The 21,942-nt window shown below is 69.1% G+C and carries 20 protein-coding genes and 1 tRNA gene; 8 read left to right on the top strand and 13 right to left on the bottom strand.

Annotated elements, in window-relative coordinates; all coding sequences use genetic code 11:
• Positions 1 to 41 precede the first annotated feature (41 nt).
• Positions 42 to 118 (top strand) — tRNA-Arg (locus tag MLE43_RS12100).
• Positions 119 to 151: 33 nt separating this feature from the next.
• On the opposite strand, the gene MLE43_RS12095 is transcribed toward MLE43_RS12100, so the two are convergent.
• Entirely contained in the window at positions 152 to 1,231 is a 1,080-nt protein-coding gene (locus MLE43_RS12095) for a hypothetical protein (RefSeq protein WP_243304361.1), read from the bottom strand.
• A 167-nt stretch (positions 1,232 to 1,398) separates the two neighbouring features.
• Between MLE43_RS12095 and MLE43_RS12090 the strand changes: the two genes are divergently transcribed.
• Genes MLE43_RS12090 through MLE43_RS12080 form a run of 3 tightly spaced genes read left to right on the top strand, consistent with a single transcriptional unit; the run spans position 1,399 to position 5,236 of the window.
• Positions 1,399 to 1,830, top strand: a complete 432-nt coding sequence (locus MLE43_RS12090) for a deoxycytidylate deaminase (RefSeq protein ID WP_243304358.1) — start codon at positions 1,399 to 1,401, stop codon at positions 1,828 to 1,830.
• 56 nt (positions 1,831 to 1,886) lie between these two features.
• Complete coding sequence (fdhF, locus tag MLE43_RS12085; protein ID WP_243304357.1) at positions 1,887 to 4,574, top strand: formate dehydrogenase subunit alpha; 2,688 nt, start codon at positions 1,887 to 1,889, stop codon at positions 4,572 to 4,574.
• An 11-nt stretch (positions 4,575 to 4,585) separates the two neighbouring features.
• Positions 4,586 to 5,236, top strand: a complete 651-nt coding sequence (locus tag MLE43_RS12080) for a DUF2238 domain-containing protein (RefSeq protein WP_243304355.1) — start codon at positions 4,586 to 4,588, stop codon at positions 5,234 to 5,236.
• Between the two features lie 2 nt (positions 5,237 to 5,238).
• Here the strand turns inward: MLE43_RS12080 and MLE43_RS12075 are convergent, their stop codons facing one another.
• The 4 genes from MLE43_RS12075 to MLE43_RS12060 form a co-directional block, all read right to left on the bottom strand.
• Positions 5,239 to 6,192, bottom strand: coding sequence for a hypothetical protein (locus MLE43_RS12075; RefSeq protein WP_243304353.1), 954 nt, complete (start codon positions 6,190 to 6,192; stop codon positions 5,239 to 5,241).
• A gap of 76 nt (positions 6,193 to 6,268) precedes the next feature.
• Positions 6,269 to 8,377, bottom strand: coding sequence for a SpoIID/LytB domain-containing protein (locus MLE43_RS12070; protein ID WP_243304351.1), 2,109 nt, complete (start codon positions 8,375 to 8,377; stop codon positions 6,269 to 6,271).
• The gene (locus tag MLE43_RS12065; RefSeq protein WP_243304349.1) at positions 8,374 to 9,330 is read right to left on the bottom strand and encodes a serine hydrolase domain-containing protein; all 957 of its coding nucleotides are present in this window, start codon (positions 9,328 to 9,330) and stop codon (positions 8,374 to 8,376) included. Before MLE43_RS12065 ends, MLE43_RS12070 begins: the two co-directional genes overlap by 4 nt.
• Entirely contained in the window at positions 9,327 to 10,292 is a 966-nt protein-coding gene (locus MLE43_RS12060) for a Gfo/Idh/MocA family oxidoreductase (RefSeq protein WP_243304347.1), read from the bottom strand. Before MLE43_RS12060 ends, MLE43_RS12065 begins: the two co-directional genes overlap by 4 nt.
• Before the next feature lie 335 nt (positions 10,293 to 10,627).
• Between MLE43_RS12060 and MLE43_RS12055 the strand changes: the two genes are divergently transcribed.
• A complete protein-coding gene (locus tag MLE43_RS12055; RefSeq protein ID WP_243304345.1) occupies positions 10,628 to 11,098 on the top strand; it encodes a hypothetical protein in 471 nt (156 codons plus the stop codon).
• 3 nt (positions 11,099 to 11,101) lie between these two features.
• Positions 11,102 to 12,751: a M14 family zinc carboxypeptidase gene (locus MLE43_RS12050; protein WP_243304342.1), complete on the top strand. Its 1,650-nt coding sequence runs from the start codon at positions 11,102 to 11,104 to the stop codon at positions 12,749 to 12,751.
• 228 nt (positions 12,752 to 12,979) lie between these two features.
• Here MLE43_RS12050 and MLE43_RS12045 read toward each other — a convergent pair whose 3' ends face one another.
• The 3 genes from MLE43_RS12045 to ybeY all read right to left on the bottom strand — a co-directional run bounded on the left by MLE43_RS12045 (position 12,980) and on the right by ybeY (position 15,278).
• Positions 12,980 to 13,711 carry a YebC/PmpR family DNA-binding transcriptional regulator gene (locus MLE43_RS12045; RefSeq protein ID WP_243304340.1) on the bottom strand — a complete coding sequence of 244 codons (732 nt, stop codon included), beginning with the start codon at positions 13,709 to 13,711 and terminating at the stop codon, positions 12,980 to 12,982.
• A gap of 85 nt (positions 13,712 to 13,796) precedes the next feature.
• On the bottom strand, positions 13,797 to 14,516 hold the full coding sequence (locus MLE43_RS12040) for a tetratricopeptide repeat protein (protein WP_243304338.1): 720 nt from the start codon (positions 14,514 to 14,516) through the stop codon (positions 13,797 to 13,799).
• An 87-nt stretch (positions 14,517 to 14,603) separates the two neighbouring features.
• The gene (ybeY, locus tag MLE43_RS12035) at positions 14,604 to 15,278 is read right to left on the bottom strand and encodes an rRNA maturation RNase YbeY (RefSeq protein ID WP_243304911.1); all 675 of its coding nucleotides are present in this window, start codon (positions 15,276 to 15,278) and stop codon (positions 14,604 to 14,606) included.
• Positions 15,279 to 15,563: 285 nt separating this feature from the next.
• Here ybeY and rsmG point away from each other — a divergent pair, with 285 nt between their 5' ends.
• Entirely contained in the window at positions 15,564 to 16,148 is a 585-nt protein-coding gene (rsmG, locus tag MLE43_RS12030; protein WP_243304336.1) for a 16S rRNA (guanine(527)-N(7))-methyltransferase RsmG, read from the top strand.
• 42 nt (positions 16,149 to 16,190) lie between these two features.
• On the opposite strand, the gene MLE43_RS12025 is transcribed toward rsmG, so the two are convergent.
• From MLE43_RS12025 to MLE43_RS12015, 3 genes are read right to left on the bottom strand one after another with little or no spacing between them, the layout of a single operon-like run.
• Entirely contained in the window at positions 16,191 to 17,354 is a 1,164-nt protein-coding gene (locus tag MLE43_RS12025; protein WP_243304335.1) for a LysM peptidoglycan-binding domain-containing protein, read from the bottom strand.
• Positions 17,355 to 17,385: 31 nt separating this feature from the next.
• Positions 17,386 to 18,297, bottom strand: a complete 912-nt coding sequence (locus tag MLE43_RS12020; RefSeq protein WP_243304334.1) for a PfkB family carbohydrate kinase — start codon at positions 18,295 to 18,297, stop codon at positions 17,386 to 17,388.
• 37 nt (positions 18,298 to 18,334) lie between these two features.
• Positions 18,335 to 19,114, bottom strand: a complete 780-nt coding sequence (locus MLE43_RS12015; RefSeq protein WP_243304332.1) for a Smr/MutS family protein — start codon at positions 19,112 to 19,114, stop codon at positions 18,335 to 18,337.
• A 211-nt stretch (positions 19,115 to 19,325) separates the two neighbouring features.
• Between MLE43_RS12015 and MLE43_RS12010 the strand changes: the two genes are divergently transcribed.
• Positions 19,326 to 19,979, top strand: coding sequence for a hypothetical protein (locus MLE43_RS12010; protein WP_243304330.1), 654 nt, complete (start codon positions 19,326 to 19,328; stop codon positions 19,977 to 19,979).
• A 61-nt stretch (positions 19,980 to 20,040) separates the two neighbouring features.
• Here MLE43_RS12010 and MLE43_RS12005 read toward each other — a convergent pair whose 3' ends face one another.
• Positions 20,041 to 20,895, bottom strand: a complete 855-nt coding sequence (locus MLE43_RS12005; RefSeq protein WP_243304327.1) for a hypothetical protein — start codon at positions 20,893 to 20,895, stop codon at positions 20,041 to 20,043.
• 31 nt (positions 20,896 to 20,926) lie between these two features.
• On the bottom strand, positions 20,927 to 21,931 hold the full coding sequence (locus MLE43_RS12000) for a hypothetical protein (RefSeq protein ID WP_243304325.1): 1,005 nt from the start codon (positions 21,929 to 21,931) through the stop codon (positions 20,927 to 20,929).
• Between the last annotated feature and the right edge of the window lie 11 nt (positions 21,932 to 21,942).

The following is a 21,942-nucleotide window of genomic DNA, read 5'->3' as shown; positions in this document are numbered from 1 at the left end:
ACCATCGGCAACTGCTAATCTGGAGTCGCGTAAGTGCCGTGGGTCCCGTAGCTCAGCTGGATAGAGCAGCTCCCTCCTAAGGAGCAGGTCGTGCGTTCAAATCGCATCGGGGCCACCATTCGCCGGATCCAGCCCGATGAGCCCGCCCCGGTCAGCGGATGGGTGCGTAGGCCAAGCCACCGCCAGGGGCGAGGAAGACGGCCTCGTGATCGAGGAGCCCCACCAGCCGGTGGCCTTCGGCGAGAGGGGTGGGAATCCACTCCAGGGTGCCGCCGAGGAGGTCGAAGCGGGCGAGCATCAGGCCCGTGGACTCCGGCGCGCCGCAGGCTTTGACCTGGGCCGGCGTGAAGACGCTGAAGATCACGTCCTTGCCCGCCCAGGAGAGCATGGGACCCCGACCCACCCGGCCCAGCGCGGCCCGGCCGGGGAGCGCCTCGTGGCAGGTGAAGAAGGCCTGGCCCGGCTCCTTGGGGCCCTTGAGGGGATCGAGCACCGTGAGGGCCAGGCTGGCCCCTTCCGCGAGATAGACCGTTCCGTCCGCGCCCAGGGCCATGCGGTTGAGGGGGACCAGGAGGGGCTGGGCGGCAGCGTCCCGGAGCTGGGAGCGGTCGCCGTAGGACCAGAGCACGGCGCCGGTCCGGAGGTCCCGCTTCTCCAGGCAGGGCTTCAGGGTGCGGTAGAGGATGAGGATGCCCTCGCGGCCCACCCCCATGTCCTCAACGGGAGCCGGAAGCGCCGAGGCGGTCTCGATCTGGCCGTCCTTGTTCAGGATGACGAGTCGTCCATCGCAGACCATCCAGGTCCGGCTGTAGGAGTCGATCACCCAGCGCTCGGGGACCGCGTCGCAGGCCGGGGCCTCGGAGGCCGCATGGGGCGCGGACTTGGAGGCCGGAGCCTGGGGCCGCTGGCGGTGCGGGATGCCATACAGGATGGCGCCCGCGGCGTCGTAGTCGGTGGTGACGGGGCCCTTCGCCACCGGATCGGGCTTCGCGGCCGGCAGGGGTTTCCGGACTTCGGGCAGGGTGATCTGCAGGGTGGACAGGAGCCCGCTGCCCTTCATCCAGGCGCGGAGCGACCGGGCGGGCGGATCGAAGAACACCAGGGAGCCATCCACTTCCTGGAAGGCCCATCCCCCCGTGGCGCGGATGGGATCCCACCCCTGGGCGCGGAGGGCGGCGGGACCGAAGAGGGCCGAGCCGGCAAGGAAGAGGGTCAGAAGGCGGAGTTTCATATATTACCTGCCTATATTTTATTATGCCCATGAGCGACTTCAGTTGAATCCCATAGGCTGTGACGAAGCGCACGATTTATTCCAAGGATGCGCATGTCCATTGAATCGCCAGGAGGGCCCCACGGCTCCCGCAGATCTTGAGATGATGGAGGTTTCCCGAGGGCCCCGTGACACGATCCCAGCTGAAGGACGAAGTCTTCCTGAACATGGCGCTGGAACTGAGCCGGTTGGGGACCTGCTGCCGCCTCCAGGTCGGCGCCGTGCTGCTGAGGGCGGATGGCGGCATCGCGGCGGCGGGGTTCAACGGCGCGCTGCCGGGCATGCCCCACTGCACGCCGGAGACCTGCAAGCCGGGCCAGCGCTGCCTGCACACGAGCCACGCGGAGGAGAACGCCCTGGGGTTCTGCGACGGCCCCGTGGCCACGGCCTACGTCACCCACGAGCCCTGCCTCACCTGCTGCCGCGCCTTGGTGCGCCGGGGCGTACGCCGGGTGGTGTTCCGCCACCCCTATACGAGCATCGGCGAGCAGGAGCGCCTGGAGCGGCAGCACATCCTGGATCATTTCGGCGTGCGGTGGGAGCAGCAGGCCGAGGCTTGAACTCCGGGAGGCCGGGCGCATACTGCTGAGCGCCCCTTCCTTCAGGAGACAAGCTGGTGACCGATTCCCTCATCCGCCTGCGGGTGAATGGCCGCGACGTCGCGTCGCCAGAGGGCACCATGCTGCTCGAGGCCTGCCGGCAGAACGGCATCGAGATCCCCACCCTCTGTTCGGATCCGCGGCTGAAGCCCGCCTCCAACTGCCGGCTGTGTGAAGTCGAGGTGGAGGGACGCGAGCGGCCCGCCTGTGCCTGTGCCACGCCCGTGGAGGAGGGTCTGGTGGTGGAGACCCATACCCCGGCTCTGGAGGATTTCCGCCGGGCGATGCTGGAGCGCCTGGCCGGGCGCATTCCCGCGGAGGATCCGGCCCGGCTGGCCGGGAAGCCCTTCCGGAAGCTGCTGGACGCCTATGGCGTGACGCCCTCGGGCGTCCGGCGCCCGGAGGCGAAGCACCCGGAGCACCCCTACCTGGATGTGGACCTGTCCTGGTGCGTGGCCTGCGGCCGGTGCGTCCGCATCTGCGACGAAGTACAGGGGCAGAACATCTGGACGTTCACGGGACGCGCCGGGGATCTGGCCCTGGCGCCAGAGCTGTCCCCCGGCCTGCGGGAGAGCGCCTGCGTGAGCTGCGGCGCCTGCGCCGACACCTGTCCGACGGGCGCCATCGAGGACGTCACCCGCCTGGCGGAGGGCCTCCCGGAGCGGTGGGTGCGCACCACCTGCCCCTACTGCGGCACTGGCTGCGAGCTGGACATGGGCGTGAAGGGCGGGCGCCTCACCGAGGCGCGCCCGGTGGTCGCCTCGGCGGTGAGCCGGGGCCATCTCTGTGTGAAGGGCCGCTATGGGTGGGGCTTCAACGACGCCCCGGACCGGATCACGAAGCCGATGATCCGGCGGAACGGGCTCTGGGAGGCCGCAAGCTGGGAGGAGGCGCTGGAGGCCGCGGCCAGGGCGTTCCGGGGGGCCCTCGATGCGGGCGGTCCCGGCGCTGTGGGCGTGCTGGCCTCGAGCCGCTCCACCAACGAGGAGAACTACCTGACCCAGAAGTTCGCGCGCCTCGCCCTGGGCACCCACAACGTGGACTGCTGCGCCCGGGTCTGCCACGCCCCCAGCGCCGCGGGGCTGGGGCAGGCCTTCGGCACCGGCGCGGCCACCAACAGCTACGCGGACATCGAGCGGGCCGGGCTGCTGCTGGTGGTGGGCGCCAATCCCACCGAGAACCATCCCATCGTCGGAGCCCGCATCCGCCAGCGGGCCCGGGCCGGGGTGCCGCTCATCGTGATCGACCCGCGGCGCACGGAGTTGGCGGCACTGGCCACGGTCCACCTGGCTCCGCGCCCCGGCACGAACCTGCCCCTGCTCCAGGCCATGGCGAACCTGATCCTGGGCGAGGGGCTGGCGGATACGGCCTTCCTCGCGACCCGCACCCTGAATCTGGAGACCTATGCCGCCTCCCTGCGGGAGTGGACGCCCGAGCGGGCGGGCGCGCTCTGCGGCGTCGAGCCAGAGGCCATCCGGCGGGCGGCGAGGCTCTACGCCACCACCGGGCCCGCCATGATCTTCCACGGCCTCGGCGTCACCGAGCACCGCCAGGGCACGGATGGCGTGGCGGCTCTGGCCCACCTCGCCCTGCTCACGGGGAACGTGGGCCTGGCGGGTGGTGGCGTGAACCCCCTGCGGGGTCAGAACAATGTCCAGGGCAGCGCCCAGATGGGGTGCGAGCCCTCCCGGCTCACGGGCTACCAGAAGCTGGCGCAGTCCCGGGAGACCCACGCGCAGGTGTGGGGCGCCGACCTGCCGGAGGCGCCGGGGCTCAATGCCCTGGAGATGATCGATGCCGCGGGCGAGGGGCGGCTGAAGGCGCTGCTCGTCATCGGCTACGATCCTCTGCTCAGCCATCCCGGGGCGCGGGAGACCGCGGAGAACCTGAACGGACTGGATGCCCTGGTCGTGGTGGACCTCTTCCTCACGGAGACCGCGAAGGCCTTCGGCACGGTCTTCCTGCCCGCCGCCAGCCCCTTCGAGAAGGAGGGCACCTTCATGAATGGGGAGCGGCGCGTCCAGCGCGTGCGCCGGGTGGTGGCGCCGAAGGGGGGCAGCCGCACCGATTCGGAGATCCTCGCCGGGCTGGCGGAGCGGCTGGGGGCCGGGCAGCACTTCCGGCACCGGGATGCCGCCGCCGTGTGGGATGAGGCCCGCCAGGTCTGGCCTGCCATCGCCGGCATCAGCCACGCGCGGCTGGATCGGGAAGGCGGCCTCCAGTGGCCGTGCCCGGCCGAGGACCACCCCGGCACGCCGGTGCTCCATGTGGGCACCTTCCCGGGTGGTCGGGTGGCCTTCCGTCCGCTGGCCTGGGAGCCCAGCCCGGAGGCATCGGACGCCGAGTTCCCCTTCCTGCTGAACACGGGCCGCAGCCTCTTCCACTTCAACGCCGCCACCATGACGGGGCGGACCCGCAACCGCGATCTGCGCGCAGATGACGAGTTGGAGATCCACCCCGAGGATGCCGCGGAGCTGGGCCTCGCGGCGGGGGATCCGGTCCGCGTGCAGAGCCGGCACGGATCCTTCACCCTCCGCGCCCGTCCCACGGACCGGGTCCGGCGGGGCGAGCCCTTCGCCACCTTCCATGCCGTGGCCGCCTATGTGAACCTGGCCACGGGCCGGGGTCGGGACCGCGTCACCGGTACCCCCGAATACAAGGTCACGGCGGTGAGCCTGCACGCTGTCACGAAGCGGAAGGCCTAGTAACCTGGGGCATGCTCAGCCACGCAGCCCACCCGAACCCGCGTCCCTTCCGCGAGAACCGGCTCCTCCAGGTCCTGTGCCTGCTCTACGCCCTCGTCTGGATCGTGACGGCCATCCGGCCGCTCTATCCCAGCGACTGGCGGATGGAGAACCTGCTGGTGGTGATCGCGGTGGCCGGCCTGGCCTGGACCTACCGCCGCTTCCCCCTGTCGGACCTGAGCTACCTGCTGATCGCCGTGTTCCTGGCCCTGCATGCCGTGGGCGCCCACTACACCTACGCCAATGTGCCCCTCGGTTTCTGGATGAAGGCCCACTGGGGGCTGGCGCGGAACCCCTTCGACCGCATCGTCCACTTCAGCTTCGGCCTGCTCCTGGCCTACCCCGTGCGCGAGGTGTTCATGCGGGTGGCCCGGACCCGCGGGTTCTGGAACTACTACCTGCCCCTGGACGTGGTGCTGGCGGCCTCCGCTGTCTACGAGATCATCGAGAGCATCACGGCCCGGCTCAGCGCGCCGGAGCTGGGCGACGCCTTCCTGGGCACCCAGGGGGACATCTGGGATGCGCAGAAGGACATGACCGCCGCGGCGATCGGCGCGGTGCTCACCATGCTCGTCGTGGCCCTGGTGCGGCGGATCCGGCGGATGCCCGAACCGGCCGACTGACCTCAGATGCCGCCATGCTCCCAGGAAGGGGCCGGGCTGGTGTCCAGGGCCACCTCGGTGCCATCGTCCAGCACGAGCATGGGGGGCTCGCCGGGGCGCACATCGACGATGGTGCGGCCCAGGAGGCGCTCCCGCTGGTCGTGGTGCCAGGGGATGCCCACCGGATAGGTGCGGCGGTAGCTGTCCAGGGGGCCTTCGAGCTTGCAGCAGAGGCGGTGGAGGGCGGATTCAAACGCGGCGTCGAACCCCTTGGGCGGTTCCGGATCCAGGCCGGCGGCCCGGAGGAAGGCCTCCGCGGGCGGCAGGCCTCCGGAGCCCCCGGCCACCCAGCGGCGGCGGCCGGAGCCGAAGGGTGCGGGCCCATCCAGCACCACGGCCCGGTCCCGGTGGATCCCCAGCCAGAGGGAGACCCGCCCGCAGCAGCCAGCGCCTTCGAAATCCAGGGGCAGCTGGGCGTCGTCGTGGAAGACCACGGCCCGGAGGGGCAGCCACTCGAAGGTCTCGGCCACCTTGGCGCCGACGGGCCCCAGGCTGTCCCGCCGCAGGTCGGAGACCGCCTCCGCGAAGGTCTGCCGGAGGCTGGCCAGGCTCAGGACGCCTTCCGGGAGGCCCTGCGCATCCAGGGCGAGGGGAGGTTCGTGCCAGTCTGCCGCGAGGGCCGGCAGCACCTGCTGGAAGAGGATGAGGGCTGGATCCCAGTCCCAGTGGTGGGCGGGTTCGTAGCCCAGTTCCCGGCAGAGGTCGAACCAGGCCCGGTCCGGCGCGGGAGAGCCGGGCAGGTAGATGGAGCGCCCGTCCAGGAAGATCTCGCAGCCCGGCTGGGCCCCCGGAGCCTGCCGCCGGCTCAGGCCCAGCTCATGGCGGCCCAGGGTGGCCAGGATGGTCTCGCGGTACGGATGATCCTCCTGCCGCAGCACTTTCAGCGGCGCGCCGAGGATCCAGGCATCCAGAGACATAGCTTCCCCTAGGGATGCAAACCTGGGGCGTTCCCGGGGTTCCGTCAATGCCGGAATGGGATTTGGTGGTAGAAAATCAATCGACGCGTTTGAGCTCGATCCCCGGGTAGTAGTGCTCCAGGATCTGCTGGAAGGTGGCCCCTTCGAGCGCCATGCCGTAGGCGCCGGTCTGGCACAGGCCCACCCCGTGGCCCCAGCCCCGTCCGTAGAACACCCAGCGGCGCTGGGCGCCCTGGCCCAGGGTGAGGAACCTGAACACATTGTCCTTGAGGCCGAGGAGCCCGCGGATGTGCATGCCCCGCACCCGGTGCGGGGCACCCTGGCTGTCGACCAGCACCAGGTCGAGCACCCGGCCCTCCTCGTTGTGCTGGGCCCTGAGTTCTCGGATCCCTGGCACCTTCATGCGCTTGCGCACCAGGGCCAGCAGGTCGGCCTCGGTGTATTCCACGCGCCAGTGGGCCGTGGGGCTGTACCGGTCCCAGGCGGCGCCGTCGGGATCGAGCCGGCGCACCAGCACGAGGGCGGAGCCATCTTCCGCGGGGATCCACTTGAGCCGGTCCCCGACCTGGATGTCGGCCTTCGCCAGCAGGCGCAGGCTGCCGTCCGGCGCCTCTTCCGCGAGGATGAGGCCGGGGGCGAGCGCCAGGGGCTCGGGACCGCCCCGCTTCCGGCGGACCTGCCGGTCCATGAGCAGGCTGCCATCGCTGGGGGTCAGGGGATCCAGATCCTGCCACATCCGGCCCAGGGCCAGGAGGGCCTGGCGCAGGGTGGGAGGTTCCTTGGCGGCCCAGATGGCGGCGGGGACGATGCCGCGGCGGGTGAGAAAGGCGGCCAGCAGCCGATCCCCGGCGGGCAGGTCGCCCGGGAGGAAGTAGGCGGCATCCTGGTGCCGCTCCTGGCCTTCCACCACCGTGTGGAGGCCCAGGGCCCGGGCCAGGGCGAGCACCAGGTGCCCGTTCCGGGACAGGGGGGTGGGGTCGATGCCGAGGCGCCGCTGGAGGGCCAGCACCGGGGCGGCCAGCTCCTCCGCCGTGGCGGATCGGGCCAGGCGCTCGCCGTTGAGCCAGTCCGGCGGCATGATGCCGGCCGCCAGCCTCAGCAGGTCCCAGGTGAGCCAGGGCTGCTGGGTTTCGGCGGTGACGGGTGCGCCCGCGGCGAAGGGCAGGGTCAGCGGCGTGGCCGGGTAGCAGGTCGCCGCCTTGAGGTAGCGGGCATCCCCGCCGAAGACCTGCGACACGTCCACCGTGTGGCCCCCGCAGTTGGCCATGAAGAGGGCCAGGATGGGCTTGCCTTCGTAGGTGGCGAAGAGTCCTTCCGTTTCCTGGATGGCCCGGTCCGTGAGGGACTGCTCGCCATCGCGCCCCCCGTACACCTGATCCGCCACGGTGTCGCCCATGTCGAAGCCGTCCGCGGCGCGCTTGTCGCGGTTGGCCACGGCGTAGGTCCGCGCCGCCACCGCCTGGGCCTTCAGAGCCTCAAGCGCGGGGAACTCCCAGGCGCCCATCTCCTTGGGCACCACGCCGCGGAGGTAGGTCTCCAGATCCAGGGTGTTCACCACCGTGAGGCGGCCCTGGGCGTTGGGGAAGATCTCGACCTTGCCCCGGTAGCGGCCCTTGCCCTGCAGGCTGGTCAGGTCGCCGCTGGGCTTCAGCCAGACGCCACCGAGAGGCAGGGGCCGCCGCTCGTAGCGCTCGTTGACGGCATAGAGGGCGCGGCCCTTCCGGGGCTGGACCCCACGGGATTCTGACGCCACCCAGAGCTCGTCGAAGCCCAGGTCCTGGAGCTTCTGGAACAAAGGTTCGGCCTTGGCGGCCTCCTGGAAATGGCCCAGGAGCACGCGCCAGGTATCGGCGTCGGGCACCTTCACACGGTCCGACGGCTCGCCCAGCTTCCTCAGGCGGTTCATCAGGGCCGCAGCCTCGTCCGCCGCCAGGGGGGGGCCCACCTGGATGCGGTACTCGCCGGTGGCATCCGAGGCGCCCCGGCTGTCCCACCAGATGCGCAGCTTCTCGTCCGGGGCCAGCTTCAGCAGGGGCCTTCCCGCGCGGTCGCAGATCTGGCCGCCGCCCTCCAGGGAGACGATCCACTCCGTGGCCTGGGTGTCGAGGCCGATCCTCAGCGGGGGCTGGGCGGCAGGGGCGGAAGCGACCGACAGGACCAGGGCGGGAACGAGGAGGGGCTTCATCCGCCGCATTGTCCCACGAATCGGTGGAGCGCCGCCCAACGCCGGGCCCGCAGCGCATCGGCATCGAGCATCGCCCCATCCGGTGCGGCCCGGTGGAGGAGCAGGGCGATGCAGCTGCGGTCCTCGGGGCGGTAGAACAGGGCGGGGCCGGTGTAGCCCAGGTGGAACCACCAGCCGGAGGGAGGGCCGGGCTCCTGAGTGACGGCGGGCGCCGGTTCCGGGATCTCGCGGGCCGCCTCCGCGACGACCCGGAGGCCGAGGCCGGGGGGAAGTTTTGACAGCAGCTGTCCAAAGCGTCCGTTTCCGCCGAAGAGCACCTGGAGGCCCAGGCCCCAGCGGGTGCCCTGCTCGCCTTCCGCCGTGGCCACGGCCATGCGGTCCGGCCAGCCGGCGGCCACCCAGCGCGCGAGGGCCGCTTCCAATTGGGGGGCGGTGGTGCCGAAGCCCGCGTGGCCGGGCATCCCCGCCCGGGCGTTGGCATCCTGGGGCAGGCCCGGGTCACGGGGGGGCAGGGGGCGGTCCGTCGCCAGCCGCCAGGCTTCGGCGTCCGGGGCGTCGGGCAGTCCGATCGGAGCCTCGGACCAGGGCGCGGGCGACAGACCCGAGGCGGCCGCGAGCCGACGGAAGGGCACGCGGGTCTCCGCCTCCACCAGTTCCGCCAGCAGGCGGTAGTTCAGGTCCGAGTAGGTGGCCAGGCCGGGCGTGGCGGGGCGCAGCAACGGGTGGTCCGGCACGGGTTGGCGCAGCTGGGCGGCCAGCGGTTCGCCGGTGAAGGGCCGCCAGGGAGGCAGGCCGGACTGATGCGACAGCAGCTGCCGCACTGTGAGCGGCGTGTCGCGGTCATGGAAGCCCAGGGCCCAGCGCCGGTCTGCATCCAGGTCCAGGAAGGCCAGTGCCAGCGGCGCCGTCACCAGGGGCTTGGCGAGGGAGGCGAGGTCGTAGAACCCGCTCACGCTTGCCGGATCTCCGCCAGGCTCTTGGCCACGGCCTTCTGCACCTGGTCGGCCACGTGCATGGCCTCCTGGCCCTCGGCCCAGGTGACGCCCTCGGTGCCCGTGCCCAGGCAGGCGGCGTGGAAGGCCTCGATTTCCAGGCGCAGGGGCTCGCCTTCCTCGATGCTGGCGGTCTCGGGGCGGACTTCGGGGCCATCAGGCCCCATCACGAGGCGCAGCAGCTCCAGCTTCTGGGCGGCGAAGTCGAGGCTGGCGTACTCCTTGTCGCCGAAGGCGCGGAGGGTCCGCTCCTTCTTGCGCGCCACGCGGCTGGCGGTGACGGTGGCGTAGGCGCCGCCCTCGAACTTGAGGCGGGCGTTCACCAGATCGGCGTAGGGCGTCAGCACGGGCACACCCACGGCCACCACGTCCACCACGGGGCGCCCCACCAGGGCGCGCAGCAGGTCGAGGTCGTGGATCATCACGTCCATGATCACGTCCACCTCCAGGCTGCGGGCCGGGAAGGGGGAGACGCGCACGGCTTCGAGGAAGCGGGGCTTGAACCCGCGTTCCCGCAGGGCGGCGACGGCCGGGTTAAAGCGCTCGAGATGGCCCACCTGGGCCACGATCCCGGGCTGCGTGGCCCGGGCCGCGGCCAGGGCTTCCAGAAGGGCCGCGCCCTCGTCCAGCGAGGCGGCCAGCGGTTTCTCCATCAGCACGTGCTTGCCCGCCTTCAGCGCCTGGAGGCCGAGGGCATGGTGGAACCCGGTGGGCGCGGCGATCTGCACCGCGTCCACCCCGGCCAGCACCTGGTCCAGGGAGGCCGCCCAGGGGGCGCCGAACTTCGCGGCGATCTCCGGGCCCCGGGCGGGATCCGGATCGACCACGGCCACGAGGGTGGCATCGGGGGCCGAGGCCGCGATCCTCGCGTGGTGCTGCCCAAGGTGACCCACACCCACGACGGCGACGCGCAGCTTGGCCATGACAACCTCCCGATTAAGAGTGTCTAACAAAACTCCACGGGGCCACGCGAGGGCTGCCGGGCGAGCGAGGCAAGGAAGGCGAGGGGAGCGTAGCAGGTACTACGTGATCCGAGCCTGACGCAGCATCGCGACGCCCGCCAGTCTTCGCCCGGAGGGATGACGCCAGGCAGGCGCCCCGCGGCGTCAGGGCCCTTGGACGATGTCCCGCATCGCCCGGCGGGCCCTTCCTTGCGGTGCATCCTGCCTGACGTCATCGTGGCCTCGTCGAGTTTTGTTAGACACTCTAATGAGCCTACCAGGGCTGCTACCCTGAGATCCCCTATCCAGAGGCAACCATGAACCTCAAGCTCGACGCCGTGAACCTTGTCCGCTGGCTGCATTTCGTGACCCTCTCCGTGGGTGGCGGTGCGGCCGTGGTCGCCCTCCTCCTGTCCGGATTCGAAGAAGGGCGCGAGGACCTCCGCGGCCTCGCCGCCACCATCTGGGCCAAGGTGGTGGCCTGGGCCTTCCGCCTCGCCCTCCTGGCCGGCATCGGTCTGCTGGTCCTGATGATCCAGGGCGGCTCGAACCCGCTGAAGCAGGGCCACTACTTCCACATCAAGCTCCTGCTGGTGCTGGTGCTGGTGGGCCTGTCGGAAATGACGCCCAAGGCCCTGGCCGCCGGGAAGCGGGGCTCGGCCCTGCTGGTGCTGGTGCTGTTCCTGGCCTCGGCCTTCACGGTCTACAACAAGGGGCTCTTCGGCGGCCCCCGGAAGGCCGGCCCCGAGCTGCCCGTCACCGCGACCACCGCCCTCCCCGCCCGCTGAACCGTGCGGCGCCTGCTGCTGGCCCTGGCGGGGACGACGCTTCTCGCCGGGTGGCCCCAGACCGTCCCTGAGCGCACCCAGCTGAAGCGCACCTCCACGGTGGCGGAGGTGCGCGCCTTCATGGAGGCGCTGCAGAGGCGCGCGCCGGGCCTGCAGGCCTACCATCCGAAGGGGGCCCCCCGGGCCACGGAGACCGGCAAGCCCCTCCTGGCCTGGCGCCTGAAGGGGACCGGGCCGGACCCGCTGCGGGTCTACGTGAACGCCAACATCCACGCCGGTGAAGTCGAAGGCAAGGAGGCCATCCAGCAGATTCTCCGCGAGCTGCTCCAGGGCAAGCATCCGGAACTGCGCCGGGACCTCGACCTGGTGGTCATGCCCGCCTACAACGCCGATGGCACGGATGCCCTGGATCCCGCGATCCGGCCCTGGCAGCCCAACCCCACGGAGAGCGGCGTGGGGCGCCGCGAGAACGCCCAGGGCCTGGATCTCAACCGCGACCTCATGAAGGCTGCGGCCCCCAACACCCGCTGGCTGCTGGCCATGCTGCAGGACTTCGACCCTGCGGCAGTGCTGGACCTGCACACCACCAACGGGAGCACCCACGGCTTCCACCTCACCCATGGGCCCGCCTGCACGCTGGGCGCGGACGAGGACCTGCTGGCCTTCAACCGGAAGATGCTGGTCGAGGTGCGCGAGCAGCTGAAGGCCGAGGGCATGCCCACCTATGACTACGGCAATTTCGTGCCCTACAAGCCCACGCCGGAGAAGCCGCCCACGGCCTGGGAGACCTACGACGCCCATCCCCGGCTGCTCACCAACTACCCGGCCCTGCGCAACCGGCTGGCAGTGCTCTCGGAGAGCTACGTCTACCGCAGCTGGCCCGACCGCATCTCGGATACCCGCCGGTTCGTGCTGGCTTGCCTCGGTTGGATGGCCGGTCACCGGGGCGAGATCCGGGGTGAGATCCAGATGGCCCAGGCCCGCTGGGCCGAAGCCTCGAAGAAGGGGCCCGTATCTCTTCCCCTTTCAGCGAAGTTGAAAGAAGTCGAACGGGCCGCGTTCGACTGGGTGGATCCCATCCGCGACGAAAAGGGCCGCCTGGTGGGCGAGAAGTCGCGGACGCACCTCGTGCTGCCCAGCTTCGTGGGTTTCGAGGGGCAGAACTTCGTGACGGCTCCGGCGGGCTACCTGGTGGATCCCGCCTATGCCCCCACCGTGCTGCCGCTGCTCCAGGCCCATGGCCTGACGGTGCTCAAGGGCGCCCAACGCCCCCGGAACCTGGCGGTGCTGCATTTCCAGGAATCAGGGCGCAAGCTCTCGCCTTCCGCGTATCAGGGCGTGTTCACGCTGGAACTGCAGGGCGCCTGGAAGACCGATCCCGGCGTGAAGAAGCTGCAGCTGCCCTGGACGCCGGAGGACCTGGACCGCGCCCTCTACATCCCCCTGAACCAGCCCCTGGGCCGCCTGGCCTTCTACCTGCTGGATCCGCGGAGCACGGACAGCCTGGCCTACTGGGGCGTCTTCCAGAGCGCCCTCGTCCGAGGGGACGGCATGTGGGGAGAACCCCCGCGCTTCCCCATCCTGGCGGTGGGACAAGAAGACGCTGGCCTGGTGACAGCCCAGCATTCTCCTGCGCCGAAGGCGCAGGAATAGTTCAGGGCGCCGAAAGGCGCCCTGAACTATTCGGTCCCCAGGTTCGGGATTTCAGTCTTCCGGTTCCTCGTAGTCGCCGTTGTGCCGGGGGCCCCGCTCCGCGAGCCCGCGAAGCGGGGGAGTGGGAGCACGGCGCGGGGCGCCGTGCGATCGCGGGCAGCCAGAAACGCGTGCGACCGGCAGGGCCGGTCGCTCAGCGTTCGCCCGGAGGGCGTGGGGCACGGAACCTCAGTCCTCAGGTTCCTCGTAGTCGCCGTTGTGCCACACGTTCTGCACGTCGTCGTTGTCCTCGAGCAGGTCCACCAGCTTGAGGAAGCTGGCGAGCTTGGAGCCTTCGAGGGCGGTGCTGGTGGTGGGGGCCATGATGATCTTGGCCTCGATCACCGGGAGCTTGGCCGCGTCCACGGCGTCCTTGACGGCCTGGTAGGCCTCGGGGCTGGTCTTGATGACCCAGGCCCCGCCCTCGTTGATCACATCATCGGCGCCAGCCTCCAGGGCCACCTCCATGACCTGATCTTCGGACACCTCGGGCTCCACCACGATCTGGCCCTGCTTGCTGAAGAGGTAGGCCACGGAACCCTGGGCGCCCAGCTCGCCGCCGAACTTGGTGAAGTAGCTGCGGACCTCGGGGGTGGTGCGGTTCTTGTTGTCCGTCATGGCCTCGACCATGATGGCCACGCCGCCCGGACCGTAGGCCTCGTAGACCACTTCCTCGTAGGTCACGCCTTCGAGTTCGCCCGTGCCCTTCTTGATGGCGCGCTCCCAGTTGTCCTTGGGCATGTTGCTGCCCTTGGCCTGGTCCACGGCCAGGCGCAGGCGGGGATTGGCGTTCACGTCGCCGCCGCCGAGACGGGCGGCCACGGTGATCTCCTTGAGGATCTTCGTGAACACCTTGCCGCGCTTGGCGTCAGCGGCGCCCTTCTTGTGCTTGATGGTGGACCATTTGCTGTGGCCGGACATAGAGGTTGCTCCTTCAATCGTTCGTTCCGCGCGGCAACCGCTCCGCGGTGCCGAAAGTTAAAAGAGTCTTTTCAATGCTGCGGAATCACCCGCGCAGGGCCCGGCGCGACACCCGCGCGAAGGCGGGAGCCTCCTGGCGGATCATGGGACGCTCCAGGAGGAACTGGTACCACTGCTCGCCGTAGACCTTCATCTTGAGGGGCTTGCCGTTCTGCAGCAGGTTGCGGTTGGTGATGAGGCGCTCGTCGCCCTTGCAGACGCCGAGGCCCTGGTTGAGGATCTCGATGGCCTTGTCGCGCTCGCCCATCTCCACCAGCACGTAGGCGTAGACGGCGTAGAGCAGGCTCTCCTTCTTGCCAGCCTTCACGGCCAGGGCGAAGGTCTCCTTGGCCTTCTTCTTCTCGCCCCGCTTCCACTGGAGGATGCCCAGCATGGCCTTGGCGATGTAGTGCTGCATGGAGGCGGAGGCCAGCAGGGGCTCGGCCTCCTCGTTCTTCTTGCGGAGGTACTGCACCACGCCGATCTGGCCGTCGATGCTGCCCTTCACGAGGAACTGCTTCGGCGCGAAGCGGTAGCCCTCCTTCATCACCTCGATGGCCTTCTCGAACTGCTGCTTCTTCAGCAGCTCGCCCGCGCGGGTGAAGATCTTCTCGAGCTCCTGCTGGACCTTGCGGCCCTGCCAGATGAAGAGGCCGGCTCCGGCCAGCACGCCGAGCGGGATGCCGACCCACAGGGGCATGCCAAGCACGCTGCACAGGATGATCACGGCGAGGGCGGCGCCCAGGCCGAGCAGGAGGTTGATCACGGAGGCTCCGATGAGGCCCGGGGCCGGGCCAAAGGGCCATTTTATCGGCCCTCGGCCCTTTTTTCCATGCAGAGGTTGCGGGCTCGCTTAGGCGATGACGCCGCTGCGGGAGGGGCTGGGCCGGCGGCGGCGGAGCGCACGCTTGGCGGGCGCTGCGGCCTCTTTGCGCGGACGCCCCGGGCCGCGCTTCACGGCGGGCTCCTTGGGTTTGGCGACCTTGCGCACCTTGACCTTCTTCTCCTTCTTCACCCGTTCCCGGCGGACCAGGGCGGCTGCCGCCCGGCCGGTCACCACGACCCGGGTGCCGTCCTTCAGCTTCTTGACCTTGCTGCCGGGCTTGCGTCCCCGTTTGAGGCTCATGGACAGCGGTTCGGTCTCGAGCAGCTCGCGCTCGAGCTGCGCCTGGAGCTCCATCATCTCGCCGTGATCCTTCTCGTGGTCATGGCCGCAGAGATGCAGGAAGCCATGGATCACCAGCGTCTCCACTTCACGCCGGCGGCTGACGCCGAACTTCTTCGCCATTTTCTCGGCGGTGGGAAGGCTGATCACGATGTCGCCAAGGTGTGGAAAGGCCCCTTTCTCCACACTTGAGGGGAAGCTCAGGACATCCGTCGTCATGTTTTTTCCGCGATGCTCGCGGTTGAGTTTTCTCATGCCACGATCATCGACATAAGTCAGCGATACGCCCTGAGCTGTGGGTGCGAGGCGATCCCTGAGGCTATGAAGCAGTTTCCCGAGGGACTGCTCACCAGGCCCGCGCATTTTGCTCCGGCTCGACCAATCGATCTGGAAGGGCAGCTTGGTCTCAGTCATGGCCGGCTCCTGTGGAAGATCAGTCAAAGGGGATTCATCATGAGTGCTATTGACCCATTCGTCAATGTCTTCATTCTAGGTGCATGAATTACGTCGATTGTTCACCGTACAGATGATAGATCGGGTGGGTGAACAATCTGAATTGAAATGTCATAAAAATGTTGAATACAAAGAGGAAATAAGTGATGTGAAGAGGTTTCAATGGGCGCGGGCGATCCCTGGCATCCTGAAGGCATGGAGCCTCGCCTGCCTTCCCCCCTGTCCGCCCCCCTGCGCCGCTATCTTGTGCTGCTGGATCGCTGGAACCGCACCCACGCCTTGACCTCGCTTCCTCAAGCCGAGCGCTGGGAAGAGTTGATTCTGGATGCCGCTGCGCTTCTGCCCTTCCTGGAGCACCTCCCGCCGGGCAGCCGGGTGGCCGATCTGGGTACGGGCATGGGTTGCCCAGCCGTGGTGCTGGCCCTGGCCCGCCCGGATCTGGAGGTGCTGGCGGTGGACGCCTCCGCCAAGAAGCTGGCCTTCGTCCGCCAAGCGGCGCTGGAGCTGCCGCTGCCCAACCTGAAAGCCGTGCAGGGCCGCCTCGAGGGCCTGGCGCCGCTGCAGGCGGATCTCGGGACCGCCAAGGCGCTGGGATCCCTGGAGCAGCTCGTGGGATGGTGGGCCCGGCACGGGAAAGCGGGCGCCCCCTTCCTGGCCCTCAAGGGGCCGGACTGGTCCCGGGAGCCACTGCCGTCCGGCTGGGCGGCCACGCCGCATCCGTATGCCCTGCCCACCCGGGGTCAGCGGGTGGTGGTGGAGCTGGAGCGCACCGACAGCTGAGGCCCCCGGGGGGGCCTCAGCTGTTCAGGTTTCCGGCTCCCGCTAGTGGGTCAGCGTATCGCCGATGCGGATCTCTTCCGTGGTGCGGAGCAGGCGGCAGGTCGCCGTCTGGGCGTCGGTGCGGACCACCAGGGCCTGTCCCACGTAGTGGGTGGTCGTCTCCTTCGCGCTCTTCGGGTCGCTGTCGGGCCCCACGGGGAAGGTCCTGGTGCGGACGGCCAGCAGGACATCGCCCACCTTCAGGCCATCGTTGGTGCCCTTGTCCACGATGACCATGTCGCCGATGGCGGTGTGCTGGTGATCATCGCGGGCGAAGACCACCACGGCTGAGTTCGGGGCCACCTTCACGGGATCGGTGGTGTCGGTCCGGAGCTGGAGGGGCAGGTTGGCGGGCTCCGTGAACCGCACCAGATGATCGCCCATCTCCACCCCGTCCAGGCAGCGCTCGACGATGGCGACCGAGCCCTTGGGCTGGGGCGTCACCACCCGGATGACGCCCACCTGCTGCACCACGTCACCCAGCTTGTGCTTGCTGGCGGGGTGCTTGATGTTGCGGGCCACGGTCTTGAGGACGAGGAAGCGGTCACCGGCCTTGACGCCCTGGTCGCTGCCGCCATTCATGTAGATGGTCTCGCCCTCGCCCAGGAGGCGGCGATCCTCGCGGCGGTTCGCGGTCAGGGTGAAGGCGCCCTGGTTCTTGTAGTGGGCTTCGGCGCCTTCCGACGCGAAGAAGGGGAGCTGGATGAAGTCCTGGAAGGCGAAGCCCAACTCGGGCCGCCGGAGGGCGCTGGGGTCCGCGCGGCGCCGGTCGGGCTGGAGGCCCGAAACGGACTCGGGGACGGAGCCGGCCGTGGCCACGGCCCGGGTCAGGTCGATGATCAGGGGGTCCCCGGGGTAGATCCAGTGCGGATCCTTGATCCACTGGTTCAGCTCCCAGATCTGGGGCCATGCGTAAGGATTGCCCAGGTACTTCCCGGCCAGGTCCCAGAGCGTGTCGCCCTTCTCGACGATATGGGTGCGGGAGCCTTCTGGAACCTTGAGTTCCTTGGGATAATCCCATTTCGAGCTGTGGGTCTCGACCTTGATCGTGCCAGCCGCTTCCTGCCCCTCAAGGCTCGGAACCGCGAGTGCCAGGGCCATGGCGAGACCGGGCGCCATCGCGAGGGCGCGCCGCCGACCGACAGACAGACGATTGGACTGGTGCATCAGGGACCCCCAGGGGATTAGGTGGTGCTGATTATAGGTCTTCGACGCGGATCATATCTGAAAATAATGCCAAGCGGTTGCGAACTTCATCCTGCGATATCTGCTCGAGTCGTTCCGTGGAGAACTGCTCCACGGTGAAACTGGCCATGACCGACCCCACGAGGGTGGCGTGCTTGAGGGCGGTGACGTCCATCCGCTCAATCCAGGCCAGGTAGCCCAGGAAGCCGCCGGCGAAGGTGTCCCCGGCGCCGGTGGGGTCGAAGACGTTCTCCAGCGGGTAGGCCGGGGCGGCGAAGATCCCCTCGGGCGTGAAGAGGGCCACGCCGTATTCCCCGCGCTTGACCACGAGGATGCTGGGGCCGAGGGCCCGGACTTTCTTGTAGGCCTTGATGAGGCTATATTCCCCGGTGAGTTCCCGCACCTCGGCATCGTTCACCAGGAGAATGTCGACTTCCTTCAGGATCGCCTCCAGGGCCGGGCGAGCCCCGCGGATCCAGTAGTTCATGGTGTCCAGGGCGATCCAGGTGGGCCGCTTGGTCATCTGGCGCACCACATCCAGCTGCAGGACCGGATCGATGTTCCCCAGGAACAGGTACTGGCACTCGCGGTAGTGGGCGGGCAGGTCGGGCTTGAAGTCGGCGAAGACGTTCAGGTCCGTGGCCAGGGTCTTGGCCTCGTTCAGGTCGTAGCCGTAGGCCCCCTTCCAGTGGAAGCTGAGGCCCTTGACCTTCGACAGACCGGCCAGGTCGATGGGGCGGCCCTCGAAGACGCGCATCTGGTCCGGGCCGAAGTCCTCGCCCACCACGGCCACGATCCGGACCGGGTGGAAGCGGCTGGCGCTCAGGGAGAAATAGGTCGCGGAGCCGCCCAGGACGCGCTCGCGGCGCCCGAAGGGGGTTTCCAGATCATCAAAGGCCACACTGCCAACGACCAGCAGACTCATCGGTGGTACTCCCTATCGCTCGAATCAGGTGCGCAGATCAGGACTGGGGTTGGGAGGGGACGAAATAGAGCAGCCAGGCCTGGCTGCCGCCCATGGGCACCGGGGCCTGGGCGTAGCGCGCCACCATGGGCGTCTCCCCGGAGGCCAGCAGTGCCATGAGCCCCTCGTGGAGCAGGGGGTCCGGGCCCAGGATGACCTGGAGGCTGCGCCAGCCCAGCACTTGGCCGTCTCCCAGGCGGTCCTTGAGACGCTCCACCGCGTCCTGCAGCGTGTGGCCCCGCAGGTCCAGCACACCGTCCACGTCAATGGCCATGCCCGCCGCCAGCTGGAACCGGAGCGGCGCGCTGACGGGCGCCACGGGTGGACCAGGCGGGGGCGGACTCAGGGGCACCGCTTCGGGCACGGAAGCCTCGGGCGGCGGCGGGGCGGCCTCGGGAAGCGGGGCCGCCGGGGGCGCGGGGGCCGGGCGGGGAGGGGGCGTCGTGGCCGGGGCGGAGGTGGCCTTGGGCCCCCGGGCCAGAGGTTTCAGTCCCTTCAGGTCCTTGAGGGCTTCTTCGAATGTCTCGGGCGGGGGAGGCGGAGGAAGCGGCTGGGCCGGGGCTGCGGAAGGAGCGGGCGACGGGGCGGCCGCGGTCTGGGGTGGCCGGGGTGCCGCCGATTTCAGGCCCATGGCCGAGAGGAAGACGGCGTCCTCGTCATCCATGCTGGCGGGTCCCTGGGGTTTGGGGACGGGCTTGGGCAAGGCCTTGGGCGCAGGAAGGGCCGGCTCCGGTCCCAACTGCTGCTTCAACTTCGCCAGATCCTGCTTCCACGCCATGAACCATCCTCGTCATGACCAGAGTAGGCCATCGCGGGCCCGACCCAAAGCCTGCTGTTGCAATCCCGCACTCCGCCGAGGCAAAACGCCGCGGTCGTGGCGGGCCCTCAACCGGAGTATGCTGCGCTGGATCCAAGGATTGACGCCGCTTGTCGTAAGCTGGCACGCCCTTCGCTCCGTAAGTTCTCATGCCACACCTCCTGGAGGCCCCATGCGCCGAACCACATTGCTCCTCCTGCCCCTGCTGCTCGTCTCGGGCGTCGCGCTCCGCGCCCAGAGCCCGCACATGGGCTTCAGCCTGAATCTCATCAACCCCACCGGCGACTTTGCCAGCAAGCGCTACACGAGCATCGACAGCCTCGGGCAGCCTTACGATGGGAAGATGACCTATGACCTGGGCCTCGGCGGCAGCTTCACCGTGAGCTTCCCCGTGGACCGCGCCCTGGCCATCCGGCTCAACCTCAGCGGCTCGGCCGAGAACGGCACGGACCGCGCCGCGGGCTACAGCGACATCAACCTGCGGCACTCCATGTTCAGCCTGGGCGGCGACATCCAGATCTTCCCGAACGGGACGGCCTTTCGGCACCGGGGCCTCTACTTCGTGGGTGGCCTCTCGGCGGACTTTGAGCAGTTCGACCGCAGCTATGGGGACATCAACTCCTACTACAGCTACGCCCCCGTCGACACCACCCGCAAGAGCCGGATGGGCGGCTCGCTGGGCATCGGGCACAGCTTCGGCTATGACGCCGGGGTCCGGTTCACGCTGGAAGCCACCTACCACACCTCCCTGACCAGCCACGACATGCAGGCGGGTGATCCCCCCAGCACGGATTTCGTGAAGGTCGCCTTCGGGTTCGTGTTCTGATCCATCCCGTTCATACGGAGAAGCGGCCCTCGCGGGCCGCTTCTCTTTAGGGTGGGAGGGCCTACTTCTTGGCCGCCTTCTTCTTCTTGGCCTTGGACTTGACCGGGGCCGCTTCCTCTTCCTTGCCGAGGAGGCCGTTCAGGAGGCGGGCGACATCCTTGTTGGCGGGGTCGAGCTTCTGGAGGCGCCGGGCATAGGCCAGGCGCTCCTGCTGGGGCCGCGCATCGTCGGCCTTCACCTGCTCGACCTTGCCGGCCACGAAGCTGGCGGTGCCGCCCGCTTCGGTGATCTCGGCCTTCTCCCGGGCGAGGAACGCCTTCCAGTCCGCCGCGGCCTTGGTCGTGCTGTCCTTGGTCTGCCGCAGGCGCTCCAGGATGCCGTCGATGTCCTTCAGGGCGCGCTCGCTGTGGGCGATGGCGGCCTTCTGTTCATCCATGAAGATCCGGAGCTGCTGGCGGAGCTTCATCTGGTCCTGGTTCAGGCCGGGGGCTTCATCCAGTTCCCTGAGCCTGGGGGCCTGCTTGTCCATCGCGTCCCGGAACTCGCGGAGCTTGAGTTCGTGCTCGGCCCGGGTCTTGGCCAGCAGGGGCTCCGCCGTGGCCAGGTTCTCCTCCGCGGCGGACTGGGCCTTCTGCAGGTGGGCGACGGCCTCCTCCCAGCTGCCTTCGGCCACGCAGGCACGGGCCGCCAGACTGCGGAGCGCGGTCAGGGCGTGCATGTCGTTGTAGTCGGAGGGATTGACCGTGAGCCCCTCGCGGCCCAGGAGGGCCTCCACGCCGCGCCGGACCGTGGCGGCTTCGCCCCGCTCCAGCTGGAGTTCCCAGGGGCCCCGGACCTCCTTGAAGCGGTCGGTGAGGCTCTGGGCGCCCAGGCTGGTGGCCAGAACGCAGGCAAGCAGGAATCCGAGGCGGCTCATGGTCGCTCCTTCCAGGATGGGTTCGGCAAGGTCACTTCTTCTTGCCGGCCTTCTTCGCGGGCTTGGCTTCCTTGACGAAGGGCTCCTTGCCCTGCTTCAGGTTCTCCAGGGCCTTGGTCGCGCCAGCATTGCCGGGATCCAGCACCAGCAGGCGGGCGAGGAAGGCCGCCTGGTTCTGGACCGTGCCCAGCTTGGTGAGGTTCTCGTGGTTGCGGAGGACCGCATCCACCCAGTTCTTCTTCCCGACGATCTTCACCTTCTTCATCACCTGCTCGGTGTTGAACTTGGTGATCTCGTCATTCTGGCTGGCCAGCACTTCCTTGGCCTTGGTGGCGGCGGTCTCGGCGGCCTTCACCATGCCGTCGGCCTCCTTCCGGTTGTCCGCGAGCACCTTGGCCACCTTGGGGGCGTTGAGCAGGTTCTGCTTGTGGACGGGGAGGGCGGCGTTGATCTGGGCCAGTTCCTGTTCGTCCTGGGCAATCTTGGTGCCCCGGGCGTTGAAGTCGTCGGCCTCCTTCTTGGTCAGCTTCTTCTTCCCGGCCTTGAGTTCTTCGTACTCGGCCTTGAAGGCGGTGACGAGGGGCTCCAGCTCCTTCTTCCTCGCCTCGTTCTGGGTGATGTAGTCCTGGGAATCCTTGGAGGCCTTCTCCCACTGGGCGGCGATGGGGGCCTGGGCCCTGTCCAGGTCCGCCTTGATCGCCTGGGCGGTCTTGAACCGCTTCTGCTGGATCTCGACGGCCTTCTCCCACTGGCCGGCCTCGGAAGCGGCATTGGCCCAGAGGCGATAGAAGGACAGGAGGCCCTGGGCGTTGTCCATGCTCTGGCCGATGGTCTGGAGGTTCGTGCCGTTGAAGGTCGGGCGCTCGGCGGGGATCATGCCCTCGACCTTCGCCATGGCTGCCTGGGCCTGGAAGCTCTTGAGCATCTGGTTGATGCCCGGAAGTTCGGCATTGAACCGCTGGGTCAGGTCGAGGTTCGCGGGGGCCTGGGCCACCAGCGCCACCGCGGAGAAGAGGAGGAAGGGCATCGGGCGCATGGGCACTCCAC

Origin of the sequence: Geothrix oryzisoli (assembly GCF_022808865.1) — a bacterium.
GTDB classification, from domain to species: Bacteria; Acidobacteriota; Holophagae; order Holophagales; family Holophagaceae; genus Geothrix; species Geothrix oryzisoli.
The sequence above is the reverse complement of the archived record's forward strand: the minus strand, read 5'-3'. Positions and strand labels throughout refer to the sequence as shown.

What these genes read in the sequence shown, in the direction of transcription:
- MLE43_RS12000 (WP_243304325.1), bottom strand. Translation starts at nt 21,931, where the DNA reads ATGCGCCCGATGCCCTTCCTCCTCTTCTCCGCGGTGGCGCTGGTGGCC.
- MLE43_RS12015 (WP_243304332.1), bottom strand. Translation starts at nt 19,114, where the DNA reads ATGGCGTGGAAGCAGGATCTGGCGAAGTTGAAGCAGCAGTTGGGACCG.
- MLE43_RS12080 (WP_243304355.1), top strand. Translation starts at nt 4,586, where the DNA reads ATGCTCAGCCACGCAGCCCACCCGAACCCGCGTCCCTTCCGCGAGAAC.
- MLE43_RS12095 (WP_243304361.1), bottom strand. Translation starts at nt 1,231, where the DNA reads ATGAAACTCCGCCTTCTGACCCTCTTCCTTGCCGGCTCGGCCCTCTTC.
- MLE43_RS12075 (WP_243304353.1), bottom strand. Translation starts at nt 6,192, where the DNA reads ATGTCTCTGGATGCCTGGATCCTCGGCGCGCCGCTGAAAGTGCTGCGG.
- MLE43_RS12010 (WP_243304330.1), top strand. Translation starts at nt 19,326, where the DNA reads ATGCGCCGAACCACATTGCTCCTCCTGCCCCTGCTGCTCGTCTCGGGC.
- rsmG (WP_243304336.1), top strand. Translation starts at nt 15,564, where the DNA reads ATGGAGCCTCGCCTGCCTTCCCCCCTGTCCGCCCCCCTGCGCCGCTAT.
- MLE43_RS12020 (WP_243304334.1), bottom strand. Translation starts at nt 18,297, where the DNA reads ATGAGTCTGCTGGTCGTTGGCAGTGTGGCCTTTGATGATCTGGAAACC.
- MLE43_RS12025 (WP_243304335.1), bottom strand. Translation starts at nt 17,354, where the DNA reads ATGCACCAGTCCAATCGTCTGTCTGTCGGTCGGCGGCGCGCCCTCGCG.
- MLE43_RS12005 (WP_243304327.1), bottom strand. Translation starts at nt 20,895, where the DNA reads ATGAGCCGCCTCGGATTCCTGCTTGCCTGCGTTCTGGCCACCAGCCTG.
- MLE43_RS12070 (WP_243304351.1), bottom strand. Translation starts at nt 8,377, where the DNA reads ATGAAGCCCCTCCTCGTTCCCGCCCTGGTCCTGTCGGTCGCTTCCGCC.
- MLE43_RS12055 (WP_243304345.1), top strand. Translation starts at nt 10,628, where the DNA reads ATGAACCTCAAGCTCGACGCCGTGAACCTTGTCCGCTGGCTGCATTTC.
- MLE43_RS12060 (WP_243304347.1), bottom strand. Translation starts at nt 10,292, where the DNA reads ATGGCCAAGCTGCGCGTCGCCGTCGTGGGTGTGGGTCACCTTGGGCAG.
- MLE43_RS12045 (WP_243304340.1), bottom strand. Translation starts at nt 13,711, where the DNA reads ATGTCCGGCCACAGCAAATGGTCCACCATCAAGCACAAGAAGGGCGCC.
- ybeY (WP_243304911.1), bottom strand. Translation starts at nt 15,278, where the DNA reads ATGCGCGGGCCTGGTGAGCAGTCCCTCGGGAAACTGCTTCATAGCCTC.